23 protein-coding genes are annotated in these 25,910 nt (G+C 60.1%); 15 read left to right on the forward strand and 8 right to left on the reverse strand.

The genetic code is table 11. The features are described from left to right. Window positions 1-97 precede the first annotated feature (97 nt). Both dprA and NAV33_RS09560 read left to right on the forward strand, forming a co-directional pair. A complete protein-coding gene (dprA, locus tag NAV33_RS09555; protein ID WP_255979351.1) occupies window positions 98-1,189 on the forward strand; it encodes a DNA-processing protein DprA in 1,092 nt (363 codons plus the stop codon). Between the two features lie 63 nt (window positions 1,190-1,252). Then, window positions 1,253-1,810 carry an L-threonylcarbamoyladenylate synthase gene (locus NAV33_RS09560; RefSeq protein WP_255979353.1) on the forward strand — a complete coding sequence of 186 codons (558 nt, stop codon included), beginning with the start codon at window positions 1,253-1,255 and terminating at the stop codon, window positions 1,808-1,810. 40 nt (window positions 1,811-1,850) lie between these two features. On the opposite strand, the gene NAV33_RS09565 is transcribed toward NAV33_RS09560, so the two are convergent. Next, window positions 1,851-2,828 carry a quinone oxidoreductase family protein gene (locus tag NAV33_RS09565; RefSeq protein WP_255979355.1) on the reverse strand — a complete coding sequence of 326 codons (978 nt, stop codon included), beginning with the start codon at window positions 2,826-2,828 and terminating at the stop codon, window positions 1,851-1,853. A 150-nt stretch (window positions 2,829-2,978) separates the two neighbouring features. Here NAV33_RS09565 and hemF point away from each other — a divergent pair, with 150 nt between their 5' ends. Both hemF and aroE read left to right on the forward strand, forming a co-directional pair. Next, on the forward strand, window positions 2,979-3,896 hold the full coding sequence (gene hemF / locus NAV33_RS09570) for an oxygen-dependent coproporphyrinogen oxidase (RefSeq protein WP_255979357.1): 918 nt from the start codon (window positions 2,979-2,981) through the stop codon (window positions 3,894-3,896). A 49-nt stretch (window positions 3,897-3,945) separates the two neighbouring features. After that, window positions 3,946-4,764, forward strand: coding sequence for a shikimate dehydrogenase (gene aroE / locus NAV33_RS09575; RefSeq protein ID WP_255979359.1), 819 nt, complete (start codon window positions 3,946-3,948; stop codon window positions 4,762-4,764). Between the two features lie 16 nt (window positions 4,765-4,780). Here aroE and NAV33_RS09580 read toward each other — a convergent pair whose 3' ends face one another. Then, window positions 4,781-5,392 carry an NAD(P)-dependent oxidoreductase gene (locus NAV33_RS09580; RefSeq protein ID WP_255979361.1) on the reverse strand — a complete coding sequence of 204 codons (612 nt, stop codon included), beginning with the start codon at window positions 5,390-5,392 and terminating at the stop codon, window positions 4,781-4,783. A gap of 14 nt (window positions 5,393-5,406) precedes the next feature. After that, a complete protein-coding gene (locus tag NAV33_RS09585) occupies window positions 5,407-5,718 on the reverse strand; it encodes a glycine zipper domain-containing protein (protein WP_255979363.1) in 312 nt (103 codons plus the stop codon). Window positions 5,719-6,199: 481 nt separating this feature from the next. On the opposite strand from NAV33_RS09585, the gene pbpG reads away from it, so the two are divergent. Together pbpG and treS are read left to right on the forward strand one after the other, a co-directional pair. Next, entirely contained in the window at window positions 6,200-7,138 is a 939-nt protein-coding gene (gene pbpG, locus NAV33_RS09590) for a D-alanyl-D-alanine endopeptidase (RefSeq protein ID WP_255979365.1), read from the forward strand. Between the two features lie 278 nt (window positions 7,139-7,416). Continuing rightward, window positions 7,417-9,486, forward strand: a complete 2,070-nt coding sequence (gene treS / locus NAV33_RS09595) for a maltose alpha-D-glucosyltransferase (RefSeq protein ID WP_255979367.1) — start codon at window positions 7,417-7,419, stop codon at window positions 9,484-9,486. Between the two features lie 97 nt (window positions 9,487-9,583). On the opposite strand, the gene NAV33_RS09600 is transcribed toward treS, so the two are convergent. Then, a complete protein-coding gene (locus NAV33_RS09600; protein ID WP_255979368.1) occupies window positions 9,584-9,970 on the reverse strand; it encodes a cupin domain-containing protein in 387 nt (128 codons plus the stop codon). Window positions 9,971-10,064: 94 nt separating this feature from the next. After that, window positions 10,065-10,877, reverse strand: a complete 813-nt coding sequence (locus tag NAV33_RS09605; RefSeq protein WP_255979370.1) for an AraC family transcriptional regulator — start codon at window positions 10,875-10,877, stop codon at window positions 10,065-10,067. Window positions 10,878-11,143: 266 nt separating this feature from the next. On the opposite strand from NAV33_RS09605, the gene NAV33_RS09610 reads away from it, so the two are divergent. From NAV33_RS09610 to NAV33_RS09625, 4 genes are all read left to right on the forward strand, one after another. Then, complete coding sequence (locus tag NAV33_RS09610) at window positions 11,144-11,341, forward strand: DUF2934 domain-containing protein (protein WP_255979372.1); 198 nt, start codon at window positions 11,144-11,146, stop codon at window positions 11,339-11,341. 191 nt (window positions 11,342-11,532) lie between these two features. Then, window positions 11,533-12,531, forward strand: a complete 999-nt coding sequence (locus tag NAV33_RS09615) for an NAD(P)H-quinone oxidoreductase (protein WP_255979374.1) — start codon at window positions 11,533-11,535, stop codon at window positions 12,529-12,531. Between the two features lie 307 nt (window positions 12,532-12,838). Next, the gene (locus NAV33_RS09620; protein ID WP_255979376.1) at window positions 12,839-14,893 is read left to right on the forward strand and encodes a hybrid sensor histidine kinase/response regulator; all 2,055 of its coding nucleotides are present in this window, start codon (window positions 12,839-12,841) and stop codon (window positions 14,891-14,893) included. Between the two features lie 422 nt (window positions 14,894-15,315). Beyond that, window positions 15,316-15,864, forward strand: a complete 549-nt coding sequence (locus NAV33_RS09625) for a hypothetical protein (protein ID WP_255979378.1) — start codon at window positions 15,316-15,318, stop codon at window positions 15,862-15,864. A gap of 424 nt (window positions 15,865-16,288) precedes the next feature. Here the strand turns inward: NAV33_RS09625 and NAV33_RS09630 are convergent, their stop codons facing one another. Then, complete coding sequence (locus NAV33_RS09630) at window positions 16,289-16,774, reverse strand: hypothetical protein (RefSeq protein ID WP_255979380.1); 486 nt, start codon at window positions 16,772-16,774, stop codon at window positions 16,289-16,291. 332 nt (window positions 16,775-17,106) lie between these two features. Here NAV33_RS09630 and NAV33_RS09635 point away from each other — a divergent pair, with 332 nt between their 5' ends. From NAV33_RS09635 to NAV33_RS09655, 5 genes are all read left to right on the forward strand, one after another. Next, the gene (locus tag NAV33_RS09635) at window positions 17,107-17,673 is read left to right on the forward strand and encodes a DUF1993 domain-containing protein (RefSeq protein WP_255979382.1); all 567 of its coding nucleotides are present in this window, start codon (window positions 17,107-17,109) and stop codon (window positions 17,671-17,673) included. A gap of 602 nt (window positions 17,674-18,275) precedes the next feature. After that, window positions 18,276-19,676 carry an autotransporter outer membrane beta-barrel domain-containing protein gene (locus NAV33_RS09640; RefSeq protein WP_255979384.1) on the forward strand — a complete coding sequence of 467 codons (1,401 nt, stop codon included), beginning with the start codon at window positions 18,276-18,278 and terminating at the stop codon, window positions 19,674-19,676. Between the two features lie 446 nt (window positions 19,677-20,122). After that, complete coding sequence (locus NAV33_RS09645; protein ID WP_255979386.1) at window positions 20,123-21,958, forward strand: ABC transporter ATP-binding protein; 1,836 nt, start codon at window positions 20,123-20,125, stop codon at window positions 21,956-21,958. 355 nt (window positions 21,959-22,313) lie between these two features. Then, window positions 22,314-22,718 carry a hypothetical protein gene (locus NAV33_RS09650; protein WP_336605373.1) on the forward strand — a complete coding sequence of 135 codons (405 nt, stop codon included), beginning with the start codon at window positions 22,314-22,316 and terminating at the stop codon, window positions 22,716-22,718. Window positions 22,719-22,825: 107 nt separating this feature from the next. Next, window positions 22,826-23,311, forward strand: a complete 486-nt coding sequence (locus NAV33_RS09655; RefSeq protein ID WP_255979390.1) for a DUF4126 domain-containing protein — start codon at window positions 22,826-22,828, stop codon at window positions 23,309-23,311. Between the two features lie 251 nt (window positions 23,312-23,562). Here NAV33_RS09655 and NAV33_RS09660 read toward each other — a convergent pair whose 3' ends face one another. After that, complete coding sequence (locus NAV33_RS09660) at window positions 23,563-24,330, reverse strand: hypothetical protein (protein ID WP_255979392.1); 768 nt, start codon at window positions 24,328-24,330, stop codon at window positions 23,563-23,565. 641 nt (window positions 24,331-24,971) lie between these two features. Next, window positions 24,972-25,811, reverse strand: coding sequence for a glutathione-dependent disulfide-bond oxidoreductase (yghU, locus tag NAV33_RS09665; protein ID WP_255979394.1), 840 nt, complete (start codon window positions 25,809-25,811; stop codon window positions 24,972-24,974). Between the last annotated feature and the right edge of the window lie 99 nt (window positions 25,812-25,910).

A 25,910-nucleotide genomic window follows, 5' to 3' on the forward strand; every position in this document is an offset into this window, starting at 1 on the left:
CGCTCGCTACGTTTTCACGCAGCCTGAATGCGGGGCTCGTTCTTTCTGCCGGTTACCACCGCATGGATGCGGTGCGACAAGACAAGGAATGTTCACCATGCCTGCAATTTCTCCTGCCGAACTTGAAGCCCGCCTGCGCCTGCATCTGCTGCCGGAGTTGGGACCGCGGCGTCTGCACAAATTGCTCAGTGCCTTTCCCGACGCTTCGTCCGCGCTCAGCGCGCCGGCTACTGCCTGGCGGGCGCTGGGGCTGCCGGCCAGCTGTGCTGAACCCAGGCGTAGCCCGGTGATACGTGAGCGAGCCGGCACGGCGCTGAGTTGGCTGGAACAACCCGACCATCACCTGCTGATGTGGGACGATTCTGAATATCCTGCTTTGCTCGCAGAATTGCCCGATGCTCCCCCGCTGCTGTTCGTCGAAGGTGAGCCAAGCCTCTTGGAGCGCCCGCAACTGGCCATGGTGGGCAGTCGCCGCGCTTCGCGGCCGGGCCTGGACAATGCCCAGGCCTTCGCGCGGAGCCTGGCCGCCGGCGGATTCGTGATCACCAGCGGTCTGGCGCTGGGTATCGATGGCGCAGCGCACCAGGGCGCATTGGATGTCGGCGGCAAGACTATCGCCGTGCTCGGAACGGGTCTGCAGCAGCTTTATCCGCGTCGCCATCTGGGCCTTGCCGCGCGCATCGTCGAAGCTGGTGGCGCGCTGGTTTCCGAGCTGCCGCTGGATTGCGCGCCGCATGCCTCCAACTTTCCGCGTCGCAACCGCATCATCAGTGGCCTGTCGCTGGGTGTACTGGTGGTCGAGGCCAGTCCGTCTAGCGGTTCGCTGATCACCGCCCGGCTCGCGGCCGAACAGGGCCGCGAGGTCTATGCGATACCGGGCTCGATACACCATCCCGGTGCGCGCGGCTGCCATCAATTGATCCGCCAGGGCGCAGCGTTGGTGGAAAGTGTCGAGGACATACTCCAGGCGTTACGCGGCTGGCAGCAGACGACTGTAGCGAGCCAACCGAAGCCTGCCAGACCGGCACATGCACTCCTCGACCAGCTGCACGCTGCGCCGATGAGCAGCGAGACCCTCGCCGGTGCGGTCGCACAACCGTTGACGCAGGTGCTGGCGGAACTAACCGAGTTGGAAATCGAGGGGCTGGTCGCATGCGAAAACGGCTTTTGGATCGCACGAGCAAGCTAAGCGCAGCTGTGCAGCCATAAGCGCTTGGGTAAACTGCGCCGATCAGTCTTGGTGGAGGTCGCAATGGTCGGTAACTGGCGCGTGCAGCAGGCGGCCCGGGTCGTCAGAAACGGCGGGGTGATCGCCTATCCGACCGAAGCCGTGTGGGGGCTGGGTTGCGATCCTTGGGATAGCGAGGCAGTGCACCGATTACTCGCGCTTAAAGAGCGTCCGGTGGAGAAAGGTTTGATCCTGGTGGCTGGCCGTATCGAACAGTTCGATTTCCTTCTGGAAGATCTGCCTGAGCGTTGGCTGGATCGGCTCGCCGGTACGTGGCCGGGGCCGAACACCTGGCTGGTGCCGCACCGCGACCGTCTGCCGGACTGGATTACCGGCAAACACGACAGCGTGGCCCTGCGCGTCACCGATCATCCGCTGGTGGCCAGGCTTTGCGCCTTGACCGGCCCGGTGGTGTCCACGTCTGCCAACCCGGCCGGTCGTCCTTCGGCGCGGTCGCGTCTGCGCGTCGAGCAATACTTCCCCGGCCAACTGGATGGAGTGCTTGGTGGCCGCCTGGGTGGGCGACGCAACCCTAGTACCATTCGCGATATACGCGACGGCGAGGTCATTCGCGCGTCCTGACGCCCACCGGCGTCAGGGAGCCGGGCTAGCTGACACAGCCTCAGGGCAGCAGGATGGTTGAGCCGGTAGTCTTGCCCGCCGCGAGCTGGCGCTGTGCCTCGGCCGCTTCGGCGAGCGGATAGCGCTGACCGATCTCCACGGTGACCTTGCCGCTGGCGATCATCTCGAACAGCTCGGCAGCCATGGTCTGCAGGCGCTCGGCGGTATCCGCGTAGCCGGCGAGCGTCGGTCGGGTGACATACAGCGAACCTTTCTGCGACAGCACCCCTAGATTGACCCCAGTCACCGCGCCTGAGGCATTGCCGAAGCTGACCAGCAGGCCGCGTGGCGCCACACAATCCAGCGAAATCTCCCAGCTGCTTTTGCCCACCGAGTCGTAGACTACCGGGCACTTCTTGCCATCGGTGAGTTCCAGCACCCGCTGCGCGACGTCTTCCCGGGTGCGGTCGATGGTCGCCCAGGCACCGAGTGATTTGGCCCGCTCGGCTTTTTCCGCCGAACCAACCACACCGATCAGTTTGGCGCCGATGGCCTTGGCCCACTGGCAGGCGATCGAACCGACGCCACCGGCTGCCGCATGGAACAACACGGTTTCGCCTGCTTTCAGTTCGTGCGTCTGGCGTAGCAGATACTGCGTGGTCAGGCCCTTGAGCATGACGGCCGCGGCCTGTTCGTAGCTGATGGCTTCCGGCAGTTTCACCAGATGCCGCGCCGGTAGTGTGTGGTGCTCGCCATAGGCGCCCAGCGGGCCGGTGGCATAGGCGACACGGTCACCGATCTGGAAGTCCTGGACGCCCTCGCCCACCGCTTCGACCACCCCGGCACCCTCGGTGCCCAGTCCCGACGGCAGACTCGGCGGAACGTAGAGCCCGCTGCGGAAATAAGTGTCGATGAAATTCAGGCCAACCGCGTGATTGCGAACCCGGACTTCACCAGTGCCGGGGGCGGTAATGGGTGCGTCGATCCGCTCGAGAACCTCGGGACCACCATGCTGACTGAACTGGATGCGCTGCGACATATCGACTCCTGGCTTATGCAAAGAGCCTATCCAACGCTTCCAGAGCGCATCCGTCAATCGGCTGGGTGATATGCTTGCCGGCCCTTTTGCTGAAGCACTGCCGGGCTGATCATTGCCACGAGTGGTGCCGTTACTTGCCAAGGTGAATTCGTGAACGAGCGTACCGAAGCCGTCAAAGCCTATTTGCTCGACCTGCAGGACCGTATCTGCACCGCCCTCGAAGCTGAAGACGGTGGCGCCCGCTTCGTCGAAGACGCCTGGACCCGCCCGGCTGGCGGCGGTGGTCGGACTCGAGTGATCGAGAACGGCGCGCTGATCGAAAAGGGCGGCGTGAACTTCTCTCACGTACATGGCACCGGCCTTCCGCCCTCGGCCAGCGCCCAGCGTCCCGAGCTGGCCGGTCGCGGCTTCGAGGCGCTCGGCGTGTCGCTGGTGATCCATCCGGAAAACCCCTACGTACCGACGTCCCATGCAAACGTGCGGTTCTTTATTGCCGAAAAGGAAGGCGAAGCGCCGGTCTGGTGGTTCGGTGGCGGCTTCGACCTGACGCCCTACTACGGCAACGAAGAAGACTGCGTGCATTGGCACCGCGTCGCCCGCGACGCATGCGCGCCCTTCGGTGCAGACGTCTACCCGCGCTACAAGGAATGGTGTGACCGCTATTTCCACATCAAGCACCGCAACGAGCCGCGTGGGGTTGGCGGGCTTTTCTTCGACGATCTGAATGAGTGGGACTTCGATACCAGCTTCGCCTTCATGCGCGCCGTCGGCGATGCCTATCTCGAAGCGTATCTGCCCATCGTCCGTGAGCGTAAAGCGATGCCGTTCGGCGAGCGCGAGCGTGAATTCCAGGCGCTGCGTCGTGGCCGCTACGTGGAATACAACCTGGTCTACGACCGCGGCACCCTGTTCGGTCTGCAATCGGGTGGACGTACCGAATCGATCCTGATGTCGCTGCCGCCACAGGTCAGCTGGGGCTACGACAAGCACCCCGAGCCCGGCACGCCGGAGGCGCGGTTGACCGAATACTTTCTACAGGACCGCGACTGGCTGGGCGAGCAGCTCTGACCGTTCCACGCCACCGCCTGTAATCGCTGACGAGTTTCGAGGAATATTCATGGACCGCTACGGCGTCTTCGGCAACCCCATCGGCCACAGCAAATCGCCGCAGATCCATCGTCTGTTCGCACAGCAGACTGGCCAAACGCTCAGTTACGAACCCCTACTGGCGCCGCTGGACGAATTTACCGGCTTCGCTCACGAATTCTTCGCACAGGGCCTGGGCGCCAACGTCACCGTGCCGTTCAAGGAGCAGGCCTATCGCCTGGCTGATCAACTGACTGAGCGCGCCCAGCGTGCCGGTGCGGTGAACACTCTGAAGAAGCTCGACGACGGCACGCTGTTGGGCGACAACACCGACGGCGTCGGGCTGGTCCGCGACCTGCTCGACAATGCCGGCGTCGCGCTGCAAGGCAAGCGCATCCTGCTGCTGGGTGCAGGCGGCGCGGTGCGTGGTGTGCTCGAGCCCTTGCTGGCGCAGCGCCCGAGCGCACTGGTCATCGCCAATCGCACGCTGGCCAAGGCCGAACATCTAGCGGGCGAATTCGCCGAACTGGGACCTGTGACGGCCGCTGCCTTTGAGCAACTCCAAGGCCCCTTCGATCTGATCATCAATGGCACTTCGGCGAGTCTTAGCGGCGAACTGCCGCCGCTGGCCGAGGGATTGGTCAACCCTGGCGCGACTTTCTGCTACGACATGATGTACGGCGCGGCGCCGACGCCGTTCTGCCAGTGGGCTGTCGCCCTGGGCGCGACGACGCGCGATGGTCTTGGCATGCTGGTCGAGCAGGCCGCCGCCGCCTTCGAACTGTGGCGTGGTGTGCGGCCCGAATCGGCGCAGGTGTTATCGGAGCTGCGCCGTCAGCTCGCAGGTTGAGCCTGAATAAAGCGGATCAGAAGCGGAAGTGAATCTGCTGATGCAGATGCTGCGGCGTTTCCAGCTCGTCGACGATTCCAGCAGCAACCCGCCTTAACTGGACACGCCGATCGCTGGCGTCGAGGTCTTCGATGTTGCTGAAATCCTCGATTGATAGATCGTCACCATCAGCGTCGACATCCACCAGCGTCCATCGCAACGGATGCTCGGCGATGCGCTGCAGCGCGGCGGCGACGTTCGGTTCATCACCCGTTGCGGAAAAGTCGGCGACCAGCATCAGCCGCTCGACGTCTACTTTCGGTAGCCCGGACAACAACGCGTCGACCGCCTGATACAGATCGTGCGGCTGCTGTTCTGCTGCAGCGCCCGACGCGGTGGGCACAGATGGACTGCCGTATAGACAGATCACCGCATCCATCCCGGCGACGCTCTGCGACACGCTGATGGCATCGAACAGGTCGCCGGTCTTGGTGCGCAGACCTGGGCGTGCCGTCATCGAATTGAAATCGTCGACCAGTGCCACGACTTCGTGCTGTCGGCTCAGAAACTCGCACATCAAGGCATTGCCCAGGCTCGAGTGCGCCCCGTACAGGGCGAACTTGAGTCTCGGTGTCTCGGCGTTGAGCATGAGCGGTGATCCGATTAACGGCGCGTGACCAGATAGCCAATCAGCGCGACAGCGCCGGCTGCCAGCGCCACGGTGCTCAGCGGATGCTCGCGCGCGCAATCCTTGGCCATGCGGCCGGCATCGCGGCTTCGCTTGGACAGATCGCGGCAGTGCTCGTCCCAATTGGCGTCGTTCCACAGTGATTCGGCGCGTGCGCGCAGGGAGTCGAAGCGATGCCGTGCTCCACGGTTCGCGTCGTGCTTGAGCTCGTCGAGGGCGGCCATCAGGTCGTGAATTTCGCGCTCTATCTCGTCGCGTGTGGTGGGCTTGCGGCTGAAGCGGGACATGATCGTTCTCCCCTTTTGAAATGTGCTGTTTGGACCTCTTGATCTACCGAAGGTGCGGCCTGTTGCGCCTTCGATACGGCCAAGTCTGGTAGGTAGCGGACCAGCACAGCACGTGCGAGGTTCCCGTCCGTCGGCCTGATTGCGTATAAGCGCGCCGTCTGCCGATAGCACGATAAGCGCCTCGCGATTGCTGTTGGAACTCGCAAGGCCTTTCTTCACGCCGGGCCGGCGCTGAAGCCGGGCAACTGATGCTCGTCTACACTTCAGAGGCGCTTGCGCGCTGCGGAATCACAGAGACTGCTCGGGCGCCCTGTGTGTAACGAGCGTAGCGGCTTGCCCCGAAAGGAGCCGAACCGGAGCCGAACGCACCGAAATAAAAGCCGTCAGGGTCTTATTTGAGACCTGCGTTTACCTATAATGCGCGCTGCGTCCCGTCTGTATCGGTGCGTCTTTTTCAACTGCCAATTCATCGGTGTCTATTTTGAAATTTCGTCATTCCATCCTCGGCCTGCTGCTCGCATGCGGCAGCGTCATGCTGTCTCCCTCCGTAACGGCTGCACCCAAGGTTTTGCCGCAGCAGGTGCTGGCCTCCGGCAGCGCACTGCTCGTAGACCTCAAGACCAACGAAGTGCTCTATTCCAGCAACCCGGACATGGTGGTGCCCATCGCTTCGGTGACCAAGCTGATGACGGCGATGGTCGTGCTCGATGCCAAGTTGCCGCTCGATCAGCGTCTTCCCGTCACTATCCGTGAAGCGAAGGAAATGCAGGGTGTCTTTTCCCGGGTGCGAATCGGTAGCGAAATCAGCCGCCGGGAAATGCTTCTGCTGACCCTGATGTCTTCCGAAAACCGCGCCGCCGCGAGCCTGGCCCACCATTATCCGGGCGGCTACCGCGCTTTCATTCAGGCGATGAACACCAAAGCTCGGACGTTGGGCATGGCTCACACCCATTACGTCGAGCCCACCGGCCTGTCCGAGCAGAACGTCTCCAGCGCCAACGACCTGGTTAAATTGCTCAAAGCCAGCCAGGCCTACCCGCTGATCGAACAGTTCAGCACCACCAAGGAAAAGACCGTGGCGTTCCGCAAGCCCAACTACACGGAGGGCTTTCGCAACACCAACGCGCTGGTACGCAAACCGAACTGGAGCATCCAGCTGACCAAGACCGGTTTCACCAACGCCGCCGGGCATTGCCTGGTGATGCGCACCGTGATGAACCAGCGCCCGGTGGCCTTCGTCGTGCTCGATGCCTTCGGCAAATACACCCACATGGCCGATGCCAGCCGTCTGAAGAAATGGCTGGAGACCGGCAAGGTGACGCCCGTGGCACCCGCCGCGCTGGCCTATAAACAGCAGAAAATGGCGCAGCGCCAGCTGGCCGGACAACCGGGCAACGCTGCGGTGGCCGAAGCGCGTTGAAGCGGCACGACGAACTGGAACACTCGCTCGCTGGCGAAACGCGTCGGTCTAAGACGAAGGCGGGATTTACAACAAACACAATCGCCCCGTAAGGGCGAGCTTGCTCGCGAACAGGACCGCACGTCGCACACCGCCAGCAAGCTCACCCCTGGCTGAGCAAGGCGTTGAGCTAAAAACCGCCTCTCCACCGCATCGACGCATCGCTCAATGCAACGATGCCGGTGCGTCCGACTCAAACGACTACATCTTCCCTCAGCGCACCGGGAACCTAACGTCGTATGAGTACACCAGACAACACCTATATCGAATGGCTGGAAAGCCAGTCCATGCTTCACGCCGCCCGCCAGCGGGCCCGGCTTTACGCAGGCCAGGCCCGGCTTTGGCAACGGCCCTACGCCCAGGCCCGACCGCGCGACGCCAGTGCAATCTCATCCGTGTGGTTCACCGCCTACCCCGCCGCGATCATGACCCCCGAGGGTGGCTCGGTGCTCCAGGCGCTGGGCGACGATCGTCTTTGGAGTGCCCTGTCCGAACTGGGCGTCCAGGGCATCCACAACGGCCCGATGAAACGCTCCGGCGGCCTGCGCGGGCGCGAATTCACCCCGACCATTGATGGCAACTTCGACCGCATCAGCTTCGACATCGACCCCAACCTCGGCACCGAGGCGGAGATGTTGCAGCTCAGCCGCATGGCCGCTGCGCACAACGCCATCGTCATCGACGACATCGTCCCGGCGCATACCGGCAAAGGCGCCGATTTCCGTCTCGCAGAAATGGCCTATGGCGATTACCCGGGCCTGTACCACATGATCGAGATCAACGAAGAAGACTGGCCCTTGCTGCCCGAGGTGCCCAAAGGGCGCGACTCGGTCAACCTGTCGCCAGTCGTGGTCGACCAACTCAAGGACAAGCACTACATAGTCGGCCAACTGCAGCGGGTGATTTTCTTCGAGCCCGGCATCAAGGACACCGATTGGAGCGCGACCGGCGTTGTGACGGGCGTAGACGGCAAGCGCCGACGCTGGGTCTATCTGCACTACTTCAAGGAGGGTCAGCCCTCGCTGAACTGGCTGGACCCGACCTTTGCCGCCCAGCAACTCATCATCGGCGATGCCCTGCACGCCATCGACGTGTCCGGTGCGCGCGTGCTGCGCCTGGATGCCAACGGCTTCCTCGGCGTCGAGCGCCGCGCCGAGGGCACCGCCTGGTCCGAGAGCCATCCGCTGTCGGTGACCGGCAACCAGCTGATCGCCAGCACTATCCGCAAGGCTGGCGGTTTCAGTTTCCAGGAACTGAACCTGACCATCGACGACATTGCCAGCATGTCCCATGGCGGTGCTGACCTGTCCTACGATTTCATCACCCGCCCCGCCTATCACCATGCGCTGCTGACCGGCGACACCGAGTTCCTGCGGCTGATGCTGCGCGAGGTGCATGCGTTCGGGATCGATCCAGCCTCCTTGATACACGCCATGCAGAATCACGATGAGCTGACCCTCGAGCTCGTGCATTTCTGGACCCTGCACGCCTACGACCACTATCACTACCATGGCCAGACGCTGCCGGGCGGCATTCTGCGCGAGCACATTCGCGAGGAAATGTACGAACGCCTGACCGGCGAACACGCGCCCTACAACCTCAAGTTCGTCACCAATGGGGTGGCCTGTACCACCGTCAGCGTCATCACCGCCGCGCTGGGTATTCGCGACCTGAACGCCATCGGCGCCGCCGAGATCGAGCAGATCCAGCGGCTGCATATCCTGCTGGTGATGTTCAACGCCATGCAGCCCGGCGTCTTCGCCCTTTCCGGCTGGGACCTTGTCGGCGCACTGCCGCTTGAGGCAGAACAGGTCGAGCACCTGATGGGCGATGGCGACACCCGCTGGCTGCACCGCGGCGCCTACGACCTGGCCGACCTCGCCCCCGAGGCCGAAACCTCCGCGGAAGGCTTGCCGAAGGCGCGTTCGCTCTACGGCAGTCTGGTCGAGCAGCTGCAAAACACCGGCTCCTTCGCCTGCCAGCTCAAGCGTATTCTCAGCGTTCGCCGGGCCTACGACATCGCGGCGAGCAAGCAGATCCTGATTCCGGATGTGCAATCACCGGGTCTGTTGGTGATGGTGCATGAGCTGCCGGCTGGCAAAGGCGTGCAAATCACCGCGCTGAACTTCAGCGCCGAGCCGATTAGCGAAATGATCATTCTCCCCGGCATCGCACCCGGCCCGGTGGTCGATATCATCCATGAGCGGGTCGAGGGCGATCTGACTGAAAACGGGGAAATGACGTTCAACCTCGACCCGTATGAAGGTTTGGCTCTGCGGGTGGTGAGCGCTGCGTCACCGGTGCTTTAAGGCCGGCGAATGGGCGTGACTGGCCCTTCGCCGCGCTGTCCGGCGCGGCTATAGTGCGCGCCGAACGGCGCCGTTCGCGTGCCGACGGCGCAGTAGTTCAGATCCAGATATCGTTCACGGCGGTCCGGTCGTTGGTCTCATCGCCGGTGTTCAACACGCCCCGCGGTTCGATCAACAGCAGCTTGGTCTCCTGCGCCGCGCTGGGTTTGTGCTCTATTCCCTTCTTCACCACAAACATCTCGCCCGCTCCCACGGTTACTTCGCCGTCACGAAAGTGAATGACCAGTTCGCCCTCCAGCACGATGAAGGTCTCATCGGTATCGGCATGGGTGTGCCAGACGAACTCGCCTTCGAGCCGGACGATCTTGAACTGGTAGTCGTTCATCTCGGCCACGACCTTCGGCGCCCACTGCTCATGGAACAGCGCATATTTCTGGGCGAAGTTGATAGCGGTATAGCTAGTGCGCGTCTCTTGGGAATCCATGGCGGGGCTCGCTCTCGGTTGCGGTGAATGACCACCACGCTAGCGTCGCGCCCGTCGCCCGTCTTGCATGATCGTGCAAGTCCCGCTGTAGCGGCTACTGGCTCCTGAGCATTTTCAGCCAGCGTGCAGGCGATATGCCGTAGGTTTGCGTGTACAGACGGGTCATGTGGCTTTGATCGAAAAAACCGCTCTCCAACGCCGCATCGGTCAGCGACTGACCTGTCGCCAGCCGATTGCGCACCTCTGCCAGGCGCCGTTGGGTGATGTAGCGATACGGGCTGGTGCCGTACAGCGCACGGAAATCCCGCGACAGGCTCCAGCGGTCGCGACCGCTCGCCTGCACCAGATCATCCAGCGTAATGGCACGGTCAAGGGCGTCATGAATGAATGCGCGTGCCCGCTCTGCCGCTGCGTAATCCACCGACTGACGGCCACAACGCTTTCCCGCTGCCAGCCTGAGTGCCTGCGCCAGATCGTAAATCGCGTCATCTTCCTCGAGCGGATCGAGTGCGCTTTCCAGGCTGTACAGCAAACGACTGGTTGCCGAAAACAGCCGAGCATCCTGCGACAGCCCGCCTGGTATGAAAGGCAACGGCTCGCCGCCCAGCACTTCTTGAATCAAGGAGGGTTCGATGTAGAGCATTCGGTAGTGAAAGCCGGCCTGTGTGCCCGCCTCGCCGTCATGGACCTCGTCGGGATGCAGCACCATCGTGCCGCCCGGCAAGCTATGCCGTTTCGATTGCCGGTAATGGAAGCTCTGCACACCCGATAGCGTACGTCCGATGGCATAGGTGTCGTGCCGATGGGGCGTATAGCCGTGCCCACGAAAATAGGCTTCGATGCGCTCCATCTTCGTCGACGGGGTCGCGCGCGCAAGCCAATCGCGGTCAGTGCTGATTCTGTTCATCGGTGAGGCCATCCCAGTGCCGAGAGTGGAATATACCCATCGAGGCGGAAGAAGGTCTCGCACCCTTTGCTTTCGCCAACCGCAACCGCGCTGAGCCCGAATAGCCTGCTACCGAACAGTCGATTCGTCGGCTGCGAAAAAGAATGCCGGAACCATCCTCACGCTACCTGCCTCTGCTGAAAAGCTGGGTCGTCACGTCAAGGCAGCCGAGCGCTGCTGGCGACCGACGCGCTCCGGCTTAATCCGTATAAAAAGAGGTGACCAACATGAACGACGACGAACAACGTATTCGTGACAGGGCATACGAAATATGGGAAGCCAAAGGCCGACCTGAAGGCCAGGAAGGCGAGCACTGGAAGCAGGCCCGCGATGAGATGGAACCCTTTTACAAAGAAGGTGACCCCACCGCTGGCAGCGTAGAAAGCAGCGTGGCGATTCCCATGCCGAAACCCTCGAAGGAGTGAGGTTGCCGCGCCGAACGACTGCATCGGTCGATCAGAACAGCCGTCGACCCGCTCGGGCCGATGGCTGCCTCAGCGAAACAAATCCATACCTTGCCCCAGCGAGGGGTTGGCGCTGCGGTCGGCGCGCACTACCGTGTTACGGCGAGCCGCCCGTAAAGCGCGGCTGTCTTGTTTTGGAGGAACACGAACTGATGACTACGGAAACCATGCGTCATGTGGAGCATCGTCCGGGCGGCGATGCAGAATGTCTGAAGTTGGTCGAAGGACCGATCCCCGAACCGGGCCCGCACGATGTGCTGGTGCGAGTGGCCTACGCCGGGATCAACCGGCCAGACGTGTTCCAGCGCTCCGGCAGCTACCCGCCTCCGCCGGACGCGTCGCCCCTGCTCGGCCTGGAAGTCTCAGGCGAGATCGTCGCGCTCGGTACTGAAGTGAGCGGCTGGAAACTGGGCGATCAGGTCTGCGCCCTGACGCCGGGCGGTGGCTACGCCGAATACTGTGTGGCGCCGGCTGAACACTGCCTGCCGGTGCCCGAAGGGCTGTCCCTGCTGGAGGCGGCGGCGTTACCGGAAACCTATTTCACGGTATGGAGCAACGTGTTCGAGCGTGGCGGTCTGCAGCCCGGTGAAATCTTTCTGGTACATGGCGGCTCCAGTGGCATCGGCCTGACTGCGATCCAGCTGGCCAAGCAATTCGGTGCCACCGTGTTCACCTCCGTCGGCAACAGCGAGAAGGCCGAGGCCTGCCTGCGCGCCGGAGCGGATCGGGTCATCAATTACCACGAAGAGGATTTCGTAGAAGCCGCGGCCCAAGCCACCGACGGCAACGGCGTAAACGTCATTCTCGACATGGTCGGCGGCGACTACATTTCCCGCAACGTCAAATCCCTCGCCGTGGAAGGGCGACTGGTACAGATCGCCTTCCTCAAAGGTAGCCGCGTTGAACTGGACACCTCACCGATCATGCGCAAGCGCCTGACCTTCACCGGCTCGACGCTGCGCCCACGCAGCCGCGAGGAAAAGGCGGCCATCGCCAAGGCGTTGCACGACAAGGTCTGGCCACTACTGGACCAGGGCCTGTGCCACCCCGTGATTCACGCCACCTTCCCACTCGAAGAGGTCGCCGAAGCGCATCGGCTGATGGAAAGCAGCCGGCACATCGGCAAGATCATGCTGAAGGTCGAGCCATAACCTCTGCATCGCGGATCGGTTCGGCGTCCCTAGCCGGCGGCGCGGCGAGCATCCGGCGGACGCGTCATGGCGCGCTGCCGGGTTGTGACGGCTCATCCGTAAACTTCGCCTGAGCCGGTCGTCGTCCGGCTTCGGTTGCGCACGGCAGCCGACAGTCGGTACGGCCGCTTTAGCCAGCCCCTTTCAGCCCGTTTCGGCCCGCAAACCGGGCGTTTCAGGCGTGTAGCACGACTTATCGCGCCGCACCTCCGAATACCGCATCTGTCTCAGTGGAAAGTGCCCTCAGCGGGGGTCGATGCTGAAACCGATGAAGCAAGAACTGGATTTCAAGGCCGTATTCGAAGCCTTGCCCGCACCCAATCTGGTCCTGTCTGCCGACCCGGGTTTCATCATTCTGGCAATTAGCGATGCCCATCTGCGTGCCATCAACAAGCGCCGCGAGGATTGCATCGGCCGTTCGATATTCGATGTGTTCGGCAAGAATCCGGATGAGCCGGATGAGTTCGGCAGCTGTGCATTGCGCGCTTCGCTGGATCGCGTCCTGCAAACCGGGATGGCCGACCGCATGTCGATCATCAAGTACGACATTCCCAGACCGGAACTCGAAGGCGAAGGCTACCAAGTGCGTTACTGGAGTCCGGTCAACGTCCCGATCTTCGACAAGAAGGGAAAGATGTACTGCATCGTCCATAAGACCGAGGACGTAACCGAACGGCTCCTCAGCCGAGAAGAGTCCAGGCAGCGGATGGACTATCTCGACGAGCGCTTTCGCGCAGCGCTGCTGGCCTCCGGAACGGGCACATTCAATTGGTACCTGCCCGACGGCATCCTTCACTTCGATAGTGCCATGGAGCAGATTCTCAATCTTCCGCTGGGCCAGAAGCTCGATACCGTCGAGGCCTTTCTGCAGCACGTCCACCCCGAGGACCGACAGCGGATATGCCAGGCAATGAAGCATTACGCCGACCGCCAGGACTTCTCGGTGGAGTTTCGGTTGGCGCGCGCAGGCCCCGAGCAATGGCTGGCGTGCAAGGCCAAGGTGTTCCGCAATGCGGTGGGCGATCCTACTCACGTGGCCGGGGCCTGTACCGATATCAGCGCGCGCTGGCATGCCGAAGAGGCCCTGCGCATCAGTGAGCACCGTTTGCGGCAGCTCAACGAGAACCTGGAAGCGCGAGTAGCCGAGGAAGTGGCCGAGCGCGGCAGAACCGAAGAAGCGCTGCATCAGGCGCAGAAGATGGAGGCCGTCGGTCAGCTCACCGGCGGCATCGCCCATGATTTCAACAACCTGCTCACCGGTATCGTCGGCAGCCTCGACCTTATGCAGCGACGCCACCGCCGCGGCGAGCCGCTGGATCTCGACCGCTACATCAACGCAGCGGCCAGCTCCGCCCAGCGTGCTGCGGCTTTGACGCAACGGCTTCTGGCCTTTTCCCGTCGGCAGGCACTGGATCTCAAGCCGATTGATGTCAACCAGATGGTGGCCTCGCTCGAAGATCTGCTGCACCGCACCACGGGCGAAAACATCACCGTTGTCACGGCGCTGGCTCCCGATTTGCCGCCCGCCTGCATGGATATCAACCAGCTTGAAAGCGCCCTGCTCAACTTGGTCATCAACGCGCGGGACGCCATGCCTCACGGGGGCAAGATCACCCTCACAACCAGCAGCTTTCACATGGGTAAAAAGCCGGACCCGCAAAAGCGAGTCCTGACCGAGGGCGACTACATCCTTCTGACCGTAACCGACACCGGTACGGGCATGACGCCGGAAGTCAAACACCGGGCATTCGAGCCCTTCTACACCACCAAACCCATCGGTCAGGGCACCGGGCTCGGGCTGTCCATGGTGTATGGCTACATCAAGCAAGCCAAAGGCTATGTTCACATCAAATCCAAGCCCGGCAGCGGTACGAGCATTTACCTGTACCTTCCCGTCTACAAGGGCGAGACAGCATCCATGCCGGCGGAACCGGTGTTGGCCACCCAGGGCATGGGCGAAACCATCCTGGTGGTCGAGGACGAGCCCGTTGTCCGCTCCCTCGTGATCGAAGTGCTCGACGACCTTGGTTACCAGACCCTCGAAGCCGGAGACGCCTCGGAAGCTCTGCCCATCATCGAAAGCGCCCAGCGCATCGACTTGTTGGTCAGCGACGTCGGCCTGCCCGGCATGAACGGCCGCCAGCTGGCGGAAATCGCCCGCCAACACCGCCCCGGCCTGAAAGTGCTGTTCGCCACCGGCTACGCCGAAAGCGCCACCGCCAGCGACTTTCTTGGCCCAGACATGGCTGTGATTACCAAACCCTTCGCCATCGATGCCCTCGCCGCCAAGGTAAGGGAGATTTTGGGGGTTCAGGCCGGCTAAGGTCTGCGCCCGCCCTCGCCGTCCGCTAAGCGAAGCCGTAATTCGGTAACCCCATAAAAAGTGGTGATTAAGCCTATCGGATGCTTTACCGGATTCGGCACCGCCGGTAACGTGACCGAACGCATCAGGATTGCGCATCTAATTACACTTCCCGCCCCGGCTTAAGCCCAGCGGCCAGCACAACGGGCACCACGCCCGCACCAAGGACAGGTACAGATGGTCCGCTTTTCACCCGTTCGGTCGCAATGTCAGTTCGATACTCCCGGTGAGCGCCGCTTTTCCGAGCACGCCCCCGCGTTACCCGAACTGAGTCGCTGCGGATCGGGCTGTTCACCTCGTTGCTTGCTGCGAAGGCGAGCTAGGCGAAGTTGCCTGTCAGATTAACGAAACAATAATATAAATTGATAAATTGGTGGTTAGATATGACTAGAGTTAGAATAAATATCGATCTTTCAAGCGGTGTTGTTGATATTGAGGGCGACTCGGATTTTGTAGATAAGCAGATTACGCGTTTTGAACATGAGATAAAGCAACAGCTTTTAAAAACAACCTCGGTGCAGAAGTTCGAGGCTAGCGTTCCAGGCGAGAGGATAAGTAATAAGAACGCAGCTGAGCAGGTTGTTGAAAGTGAATGCGTTTCATATGAAGATATTTTTGAAGTGCACGACAATAAAACTTATATAGTCCAAGATGTACCTGGGAAAAATTTAAAAGAAAAAATCGTTGGCGTTGCACTTCTCCTCGCTTTTGCAGAATCTATAGCTGGGAATGAGTATGTGCTAGTTGAAAATATTCGTGCTGAATGCGTAAGGCATGCTTGTATGGACGCCAAACATTTCGCCTCGTATATGCGAGCCTATAATACATTAATGATCGACTCTGGCGCTGGAAAGTCAGCCACTCTAAAGCTGACAGTACCGGGAAAAAATCTGCCAAAGAACTCATTGAGCGATTACGTTCAAACGATATAGGTGAATTCTTTAGCTCATTATCAGCTAAGTCAAAAACCAGGACCAAAAAACGAGGTGCTCCAAGTGGGGATAAACAGGGATCTAAAATTTCGAATCCAGCCAAAAATCCAAACAGTAGGCCTGGGCCTGGAGAACTTATTAAAAATCTAACTAGTGATGGGTTTTTTAGCACATCCAAAACCATTGATAAAATCATAGAACATTGTAAAGAAAGTCTCGCTTATACATACAAGGTCACCGATCTGTCTTCATCATTAACGAGAGCCACGAGAAGCAATCTCCTCTCAAGAAGCAAGGATGAAAACGGGCAGTATGAGTACACAGCAGTTAAATAAAGAGACCTTAGAAGAGTGTTTGGCGGCGGTTAGTGAAGAGTTGCGAGACAAGATTATAGATAGCTATCTAGAGGTTAAAGCTAGATATATTAAGTCGCTAGGCGTGAATACTCTACCCATTCAAATAGGTCTTCAGTCAGGACCCCTTGGTGAAGATCGGCATACAAGAGCAGTAACGTCTTTTGCTTAAAATTTAATTTATTGCTCATCACACGCCTTTTTCCTCTAACTTCCCAAATAGCAGGAACAGCTTTCAAGGCGATGCTATCAACGATACTCTGAGCCTCTTCGAGAGGTAGTTTATGATAAATTCTAATAAGCTCACATATCACCCAATCACAGACTTTAACTGTTGCGGTCAGATCGATGATATTTGCTTGAATGTCACCCCCAACATGACCTACGCCGCGCTTCCCTCTTACTGTATAAAGAAATACCAACGCCCTTGGCACTATTATTCTTAGAGATTCATTGCCATTAGATTTTGGTGCGGAAACAAGTTTTCTGCATTCCTCTGCAAAATTAGGGATATGCGTATCGAAAAGCGTATATGATCCGAATATTTCATTCTGCATCAAACGAATTACTGATTCACAGAACTTCCCTGTACTCAGGCCTGCAGCGTCATATGAATTTTCATAGCAGCTTGTTTAAGTCAAACGTATTAAAAAAACTTCATGAGTCCCGATTTGTAGAATACGATAAAAACGACGAGATAGTTGTCATATCCCCGCTGGGGATTAGGGAGGTAGAGAGTAACGTTCTGCCTGCACTTGATCGGCCTTAATAAATAAGGAAAAAGAGAAAAAGGGGACAGATTTATCTACCTTTCAGGTGGCTAGCTTCATCACACCCTGACACCTTCTTCGGCGTAAATTTGCCATTAATCCCCACAAGGTAGGAAGCCATGCTGCTAACGACACTCCTCGTCCCAACCTACACGCAAATGCTCAAAACCCTCTCAGGCTGGCTGAAGAAGGCGCAGGCCCAGCTACCGGAAGCAGAGGCGCAAGCGCTGCTATCGGCGCGGCTGGCGCCGGACATGTTTCCGCTGTCGACTCAGATTCGCTTTGCGTGCGTGCAGGCCAGAGAAGCCATGTGCCGTCTGAAAGGAGAGGCGGTTCCGGCTGCCATCAACGAGCTGCTGGATGAGGGGCGGCACGCTGGCGAGCGGCCGGGCTCTCTTGCTGATGCTTATGCCCGGATCGATGAGACGGTCGCGTTGCTCGACGGGCTCACAGCCGATGCGCTGGATGCAAACGCGGATAAGCCAATCGCCCACGAACTGGCAAACCGGATGATTTTCGACCTGACGGCGGAGCAATACGCCCGTGACTGGACGCTGGCTCAGTTCTATTTCCACGTCATGACCGCCTATTCGATATTGCGTAAAGAAGGGATCAATCTCGGCAAAGCGGACTACGTGGCTCATATGCTGCCTTATCTGCGTCCTGAGTCGATTCCAAAGGGCTAGCGAGGTCGCAGAAAGGGGAGGCGGATTTATTTATCCGTCCTCTCTGCTTGCTGGTCGTTCTCACTCAAATCCAAACATCGTTCACTTTGCTGTCCGCTCGTTCGTCTTATCACGCAAAAGCAACTTCCACGCGCCGTACCAACTCTCTCGAACGTCGGATCAAATCGAAAAGGGGACCGAAAAGGGGACAGACCGAAAAGGGGACAGATTTATTTTCTGAAAAGGGGACAGATTTATTTTCTCCCCAGCATCGGTTTGAGACGCTACAGCACGCCGACAGAACGATAAAAGGCTTGATAACAACCGCAGACCGCATCCGGCTCTCGGCATGAAAACACCGGCTGAGACATACGCATTAGCTCCTTAACCTGTGCAGGTTTCGGTGTGCCAATACAGGTACCGCAAATGTCCCTGCAACGTACCGTATGTCGCCAAGCTTCGTTTTACCTTCAGATGGGCTACTGAACGCCGATAAGTCTTTGAGGCGTTACCGCCTGTAAGATTTTGATGGCGTTTAGCCTCTGCGAGGCATAGATTTCCGCGCCGCTCGCTGGATGGCGAGTCGCGATCTGTTTTGGGGCGTTTTTTCGGAGAGGATTTTCATGCGTCGCTTCAACAAGCTTTTGCCCAACACTATCTTTAGCGCGCTGTTGATGGGTTGCATATCTGCCGCTCACGCTGCCCCCGGTACCATGGACGTTGAATACGACGGTTATAAATACACCATTGGGTCCGCGTACACGTCCTATACCGATATGTCGTCTCTGCTTGAATCCCAATACTGGTGGGGAAACCAGTCACTGTCGTTTGCTTTGTCCGGATTGATTACCGACCAGCTACCAGGCGCGCCTTTTCTACTGTTCGGCTATGGATTGAACAATGGATACGTCTCGATCGACTACTACCAAGGATCAGTCATCAACTGCCCAACTAGTTGCCCGAGGGTAGATGACTCGTACTCCTACGCGACCGCCACGAGAACTGCTCTATCGCCAGTAACGCCTGAGATTCCAGAAACGCCCGAGGTACCTGAAGCGCCGTTACCGCCGGAGGTAATTGAGAAAGAAATGATCACGCTAGCGTCCTCGGTAGACAGCCTGATCTCTGCCTCCTCTGGTATCAATTCCGTTACTAGTAATGTCAACGTCCTGATTAACGGCGCGCATAGCCGCCCAATCGCACGCTTAGTCGAGCCTGGCAAGAATACCTTCTGGATAGGCGGAGACTGGGGTCATGATGACCACGGCGAACGCGATGGCTCCAATGGCGTAGCTGAGTTTGGACTTGGTAGGAACTTCGGCTTTGCGCAGATCAACGTTTCCATTGGCCAGACCTGGGCGAAGCAGAATCTCGCATACAGCGGCGACATCGATGCAGATGGCCAATACGTGATGCTGGAAGCGATCATCCCAGTATCTGAGCAGCACAGCGTGTATGCAACGTTTGGCGGTTTCGGCCATTGGGGTGAGAGTGAAATTCGCCGTGGCTATATTTATGGCGACGCCCTTGACTCGTCCCGCGGCAAAGCCGATACCGATACTTGGGGTGCTCGTGCTCGTTTGGATTGGGTAAATGCGCTTACCCTTCATAAAACTGGCATCAGCCCGTATGTGGACTTTAGCTATACGAATGCCCAGGTCGACGGGTACATCGAAAAGAGCGGCAATGCTCCTGCTCGTTTTGATAGCCAGACTGACCGATACACTGAAGCTCGCCTTGGCTTCAATACCAAAACGCCTCTTCCAATTCCAGGTTTCGACTTCGTCACGAACTTAGAAGGCGCGCATCGGTTTGAAGACCGTACCGCTGGCGTCAGCGGTGATGTGACTGGTCTTTTCACTTTCAAAGTGAAGGGAGAGGAAGTCACCAATGACTGGGTAAAGGCTGGCGCCGGTGTGGAGGGCTTGGTTGGCCCCGGTACCGTTTCGTTCATGTTGAACGGCACCTCGCGCAGCGACATGCCCAATCTTTGGATAGCCGCCTCTTACCAGCTCGCGTTCTAATAATCGTGCACCGCTGGAAGCCCGCCTAGTGCGGGCTTCCTTTATTTGGCGCCGCGCAGGGCGTCATAGACAACCGACGCGGGATTGCCTCTCACTCAAGCTCCGTTTGCCCCTTTCGCCACGACACCCACAGAGCTGTCAGCCTCCGCGAGCATCTCGGTATGGCGGATTGCTTTCCGTAGGATGGAATCGCCGGAGGTGCTTCCGTCGTTTACCGCGAAACGGTTGTATCCGTCGCCCCGCCCCACAACCGCACCAACCACCCGAACGTCGGATTACGCCTTCGGCTAATCCAACCTACGTGATCATTAAGACGCGGCGCCCAACGTAGCCTAATCGACAGGCGGGAGCAGGCTCAGCGTGTGATGCGGAAACGCCGCTGGGCGGCTGACGTCCAACAAAGCCAAGCACCAAACCCACCCCCTCGCCAAAGCAGACCTCACCCCATGTTGTTCCGCCGTTTCGAAAACCTGATCGACGTCTTCAAGCCCAGCCCTGACATAGCGCCGCCCGCCGGCATGCTGCGGTTCTACGCCCATTACCTGAAGCAGGTTTGGCCGTTGATGACCGCTGTGCTGGTGATCGGCTTTTTCGCGGCCTTGATCGAGGTAGCGCTGTTCAGCTTTCTCGGTCAGTTGATCGACATGGCGCAGACCACCCGCGATGCGCAGACCTTCTTCGTGGAACACCGCAATGAGCTTCTGTGGATGGCGCTGGTGGCGCTGATCATCCGGCCCTTGGTGTTCGGCCTGCATAACTTGCTCACCCATCAGGCGATCAACCCGGGGCTGACCAATCTGGTTCGCTGGCAGAACCACCGTTATGTGCTCAAGCAGAGCCTTAATTTCTTCCAGAACGATTTTGCCGGGCGCATCGCCCAGCGCGTGATGCAGACCGGCCCGTCGCTGCGCGACTCGGCCATGCAGGTGATCGATGCGCTGTGGCATGTGGTGGTCTACGCCGGCAGCGCGCTGTATCTGTTCGCCGCCGCTGACTTGCGCCTGATCGTGCCGTTGTCGCTGTGGATCATCGGTTACAGCGCGGCGCTCTGGTACTTCGTGCCGCGCATCAAGGCGCGCTCGGCGGCGGCTTCTGCGGCGCGTTCGAAGGTGATGGGGAGGGTGGTGGACGGTTACAGCAACGTCGCCACGCTCAAGCTGTTCGCCCATTCGAAGGAGGAAGAAAGCTACGCACGTGAGGCCATGCAGGAGTTGCTCGGCAAGTTCCGCCTGCAGTCGCGCACCATAACCAGCCTGGACTTCCTGATCACCTGCCTGAACGGCTTGTTGATCGTTGGCACCGGCGCGCTGGCGCTGTGGCTGTGGAGCGAGGCGCTGATCAGCACCGGCGCCATCGCCCTGGCGTTGGGCCTGGTGATCCGCATCAACAACATGGCCGAATGGATCATGTGGGTGGTCAACGGCATTTTCGAAAACGTCGGCACTGTGCAGGACGGCATGCGGACCATTGTCCAGCCGCGCCACGTGCTCGACCGCGAAGACGCCAAGCCGCTGCAGGTGGAGCAGGGCGGCGTGCGCTTCGATGACGTGCATTTCCATTACGGCAAAAAGGGTGGCGTGATCAGCGGCCTCAGCATCGACATCCGCCCCGGCGAGAAGATCGGCCTGGTCGGGCCTTCAGGCGCCGGCAAGTCCACGCTGGTCAACCTGCTGCTGCGCCTCTATGACCTGGAAAGCGGGCGCATCCTGATCGACGGCCAGAACGTCGCAGACGTCAGCCAAGAGAGCCTGCGCGCCAACATTGGCGTGGTCACCCAAGACACCTCGCTGCTGCACCGCTCGATTCGCGACAACCTGCGCTACGGCAAGCCTGACGCCAGCGAAGAACAACTTTGGGCAGCGGCGCGCAAGGCCCGTGCGGACGAGTTCATCAAAACGCTGGACGACAGCCAGGGTGGCTTGGGCTTCGAGGCCATGGTTGGCGAACGGGGCGTCAAGTTATCAGGTGGGCAACGCCAACGCATCGCCATTGCCCGGGTGCTGCTCAAGGACGCGCCGATCCTGGTACTCGACGAAGCCACCTCGGCGCTGGATTCGGAAGTCGAAGCGGCGATTCAGGAGAGCCTGGATACCCTCATGGACGGCAAGACGGTCATCGCCATCGCTCACCGGCTGTCGACCATCGCGCGCATGGATCGCCTGGTGGTGATCGACAAGGGCCAGGTGATCGAGACCGGCACCCATGCCGAACTGATCGAGCGCGGCGGCCTCTATGCGCGCCTGTGGCAGCACCAGACGGGCGGGTTTGTCGGCGTCGAGTGACCGACGACGATGGAAGATCGGCACGTAGGGTGGGCTTTAGCCCACCGGGGCGGTGCCGTTGTGCGCGGTGGGCTGAAGCCCACCCTACCGGGAAGCCCTTGCTCCGCTATCCAACCGCCGGCGATGGGATTTATCGTCACGGCGACGCTCTCATATGAATGATCGAAAATTACCGGTATCGGTAAGACGGGCAGGGCTTTAGGTTTGCCCCGGTGGGTACGCTTCGCTCGATGCCATCCTTGGTTCAGGATTGATGTGCACGTGGGTTGCCGCGGGCTTGACGGCCGATAAAGCGATTCTGCACGGCACGGCTTGAACGGGTCACATGGCCGACCTTTCGATGGAGGGCAATCGCGTGGACAGTCGAGGGTTCGTTTGGGCCCATTTCAAACTCAATGCCGAGCAGCGTCTGCGGGGGTTCAACTTCTTCGTCGTGCTGGCGATCTTTGCTGATGGCGGTGTGCTGGCCGCGTTGGAGCGGGGCTTCTCGCCAGGATTACTGGTATTGCTGGGCGCGTTCACCGTCTTGTTGGCGATGGTGTTCTGGCTCGTCGATGCGCGCAGCCGCCAGCTGTTGCAACTGACCATCACGGCGCTCAAGGAGATCGAGTCCGTGTTTCCTGCCAGCTACCGGCTCTTTGCCAACGATGCGCAGGGACAGAACCCGGTCATCAGCTATACCTTCGCTATCCGTGCGCTGCTACTGGCGCAGATGGGGTTCGGCCTTGGCGTGGTGATCTATGGGTTCTACCAGTGGTGATAGCTGACCAGTAGGTAGCGGTTGGGTTGCATCGACAGTCGATCTCCCCAGGTGAACGCCTGCGGTGCGAGGCCGGTCGGTATTAACAACCACCGGGAGATTTGAAGATGACGATATCCAGCAGTCTGTTTTGGGGTGCCCTGGCGCTGGGCTTGGTGACAGGCATGCGCAGCACACTGGCGCCAACGATGGCCAGCCGGGCACTGGGCGCGCATGACGACATCGATGAAGCAGACGAGCCGGCGTGTACGCTGGCCTCGCACCGCGCCCAGCAATTTCTGATACCCATGGCTGCTGCCGAGCTGCTGGGCGACAAGATGCCCTTTGCGCCGGATCGGACGATTTTGCCTTCGATGATGTTTCGTGCGTTGTCGGGTGGCGTGACCGCGGCGGCATTGGCCGGTGCACGACGGGAGCCGGTATGGCTACCCGCGCTGATAGGGGCGACGGCAGCGCTGGTCGCGTCAGAGATCGGGCTCAAGCTGCGCAAGCCTTACCAGAGCAATTCGCTGGCTAATGCCGCGTTGGGGCTGACTGAAGATTGTGTGGCGTGGACGATCGGGAGCGCTGGATTACGACGCGCTTTGGGCTGAACGGCGCTGAAAGCAGAGCGGAATGTGCCCGCGCGCAACGGAGCGGCAGGTAGTAGCGTTGCCACTCCCGTCCTGTCGTGGATAAGCGGTCCAATCACGGGCTCCCTATTCCGCAATTGGATGACGTTGCTGCTGACACTCATCACGACTATTCCATCGGATGTCGCACAAAGGCTCGCCTACGTACGCCACGGCCCGAAAGTCTTCGAGCCGTGGCGTGCATTCGTGCAGCACAGGGTTCACGTCGGGAATCAGCTTGGTCGCTGGATCACGCAGATTCGGTCACTGCAGCTCGCGGCCTGTCCGGATTCGTGCACGGTGTTTCCGCCGCCGGTCACGGGGTTGGTCGCCAAGGTGTCTGGAAAATCCGTACCGGCTCGTTTGGCGCTGCTGCCGACATCGTATCGGTCCGTATCGACAGTAGCTGTCCTGTCATGGTTGGTAGCGGACGGGTCGCCAGTCGGGCCGGCGCCCGCCGCGTGGGCGAGGCGCTCGCTGTCGGAATGGGTATTGGAGGTCGTGGTGGTTGACCCAACGAAATGCTTGTCGAGATGACTGTCGCCGCCGGTCGCACCGGCATAAGGGCTGGTCGGCCCGGCATAGCCCTGCGTGGCCGCCGTACCGCTGGCACCGGTTCCGCTCTCGTCAATGCTAATGGCGCCGTTGTACTCCAGCGCATCGCGCGCCCTGACCAACTGATCGTCGTCGTACACGTCGACTGCGATCACCGTGGCGCCTCGGCGCACGGCCTCTGGATAGGCCGTGGCGTGGCGGCGATGATCTTCGTGCGGCTCATGGCCAAAAAGCGACTTGAAGAAGTGGGCTACTTTGGACTCGTGATGTGTCCGGTCTACCGTGCTGTTGGCGGTGGAGTAGGGTGCGTCGTAGCCATGTATTTCCGCGCTATCGGCGCCCACGGTATGAATCTGCTCCCGAGCAATGCCTCTCGACATCAGGTCGCCATAGGTGCGGCTGGCGTCGGTTGGTGTTGCGAACGCTGCTACCAGTGTGTGTTTCATGGTTCACCTCGCGTTGTGTTGAACAACTAGGTATCTGGAGCGCTGCGCTTATCAGGATGGCCTGACGAAAGGTCGGGGTGGAGCAGCCATGAATGATGGCTGCGTCACCGGTCTCACGTGCAACGCTCATGAACATTGGGTCAGGCCGTACTGCCATAGTTCAGAACTGGAGGATCAGCGGTCAGACTCGCCTTGCACGAGCGCTATGGCAGTTCGCTGGCTCGGACACCCGCTCCGTAGGTTGGGTGCAACCCATCGAGCCACTGCCTTGGTTTAAACCCTGACCGAGCGATCCTCTATGGAGGGCCGTAGTCCATCAGAGGTGAACGGGATGTTGGTGGCGGAACGCCGCCCGGCCCACACTACGCGACTGGCTTGGCTAGTGGCGTAGGTGTTTTTGTCGAAGATTGCCTGGGGTTGGCGGCAGGCAACGCCGGTTGCGATGAGCGTCGGCCGGCCGCCGAGGCGAGCGGTGCTAGTGGTAAGGGTAGGGTGGGCTTCAGCCCACCAGAGGTAGACGCATTGGTGGGCTGAAGCGGAACGCCGCACGGCCCATCCTACGTTCTCTTGGCTACGGCGAGGCCCGGGGTGACGGTGGAAAAGGCGATGCCGTTTTCCACCCTACGCGTCGATCGGGCCAATCAGTCGAGGTCCGAGGCGCTATGCCGTTCAGGCACCTGTTCCGACTCGTCGCCCCAGGTACGATTGACCTTGCGGCCGCGGATTACGGCAGGGCGTTCGGCCACTTCAGCGGCCCAGCGCTGCACATGCTTGTAGTCCTGCACCGAGAGAAATTCGGCAGCGTTATACAGCTCGCCGCGCGCCAGCACGCCATACCAAGGCCAGATCGCCATGTCCGCGATGGTGTATTCGTCGCCCGCGATGTAGCGGTTTTCGGCCAGCTGGCGGTCGAGCACGTCGAGCTGGCGCTTGACCTCCATCGCGTAGCGGTTGATCGGATACTCGTACTTTTCCGGCGCGTAGGCATAGAAATGCCCGAAACCGCCGCCGAGGAAGGGCGCCGAGCCCATCTGCCAGAACAGCCAGTTCAGGGTTTCGGTCCGTGCGCGGGTTTCCGTGGGCAGGAAAGCGCCGAATTTCTCAGCGAGGTAGACGAGGATCGAGCCGGACTCGAACACGCGTACCGGTGTGTCGAGGCTGTGGTCGGTCAACGCGGGGATTTTGGAGTTCGGGTTGATCTCGACGAAGCCGCTCCCGAACTGATCGCCGTCGCCTATCTTGATCAGCCAGGCGTCGTACTCGGCACCGGTATGACCGAGGGCGAGCAACTCTTCGAGCATGATGGTGACCTTCACGCCGTTGGGCGTGGCCAGCGAGTAGAGCTGCAGCGGATGCTTGCCGACCGGGAGCGCCCGTTCCTCCCGCGCGCCGGCGGTCGGGGCATTGATACTGGCGAACTTGCCGCCCGACGGTGCGTCGTGCGTCCAGACCTTTGGCGGTGCATAGGTGGTATCGGGCATAGACAATCTCCTCGCTTGGGTACTGGGGATGTGTAGGGCATCCTACGCGCTCAGACGGCTCGGTCGAAATCGAGCCGGTTGATATTGGTCATCGACGGT

Origin of the sequence: Stutzerimonas stutzeri (assembly GCF_024448715.1) — a bacterium.
In the GTDB taxonomy this organism is placed as follows: Bacteria; Pseudomonadota; Gammaproteobacteria; order Pseudomonadales; family Pseudomonadaceae; genus Stutzerimonas; species Stutzerimonas stutzeri_AR.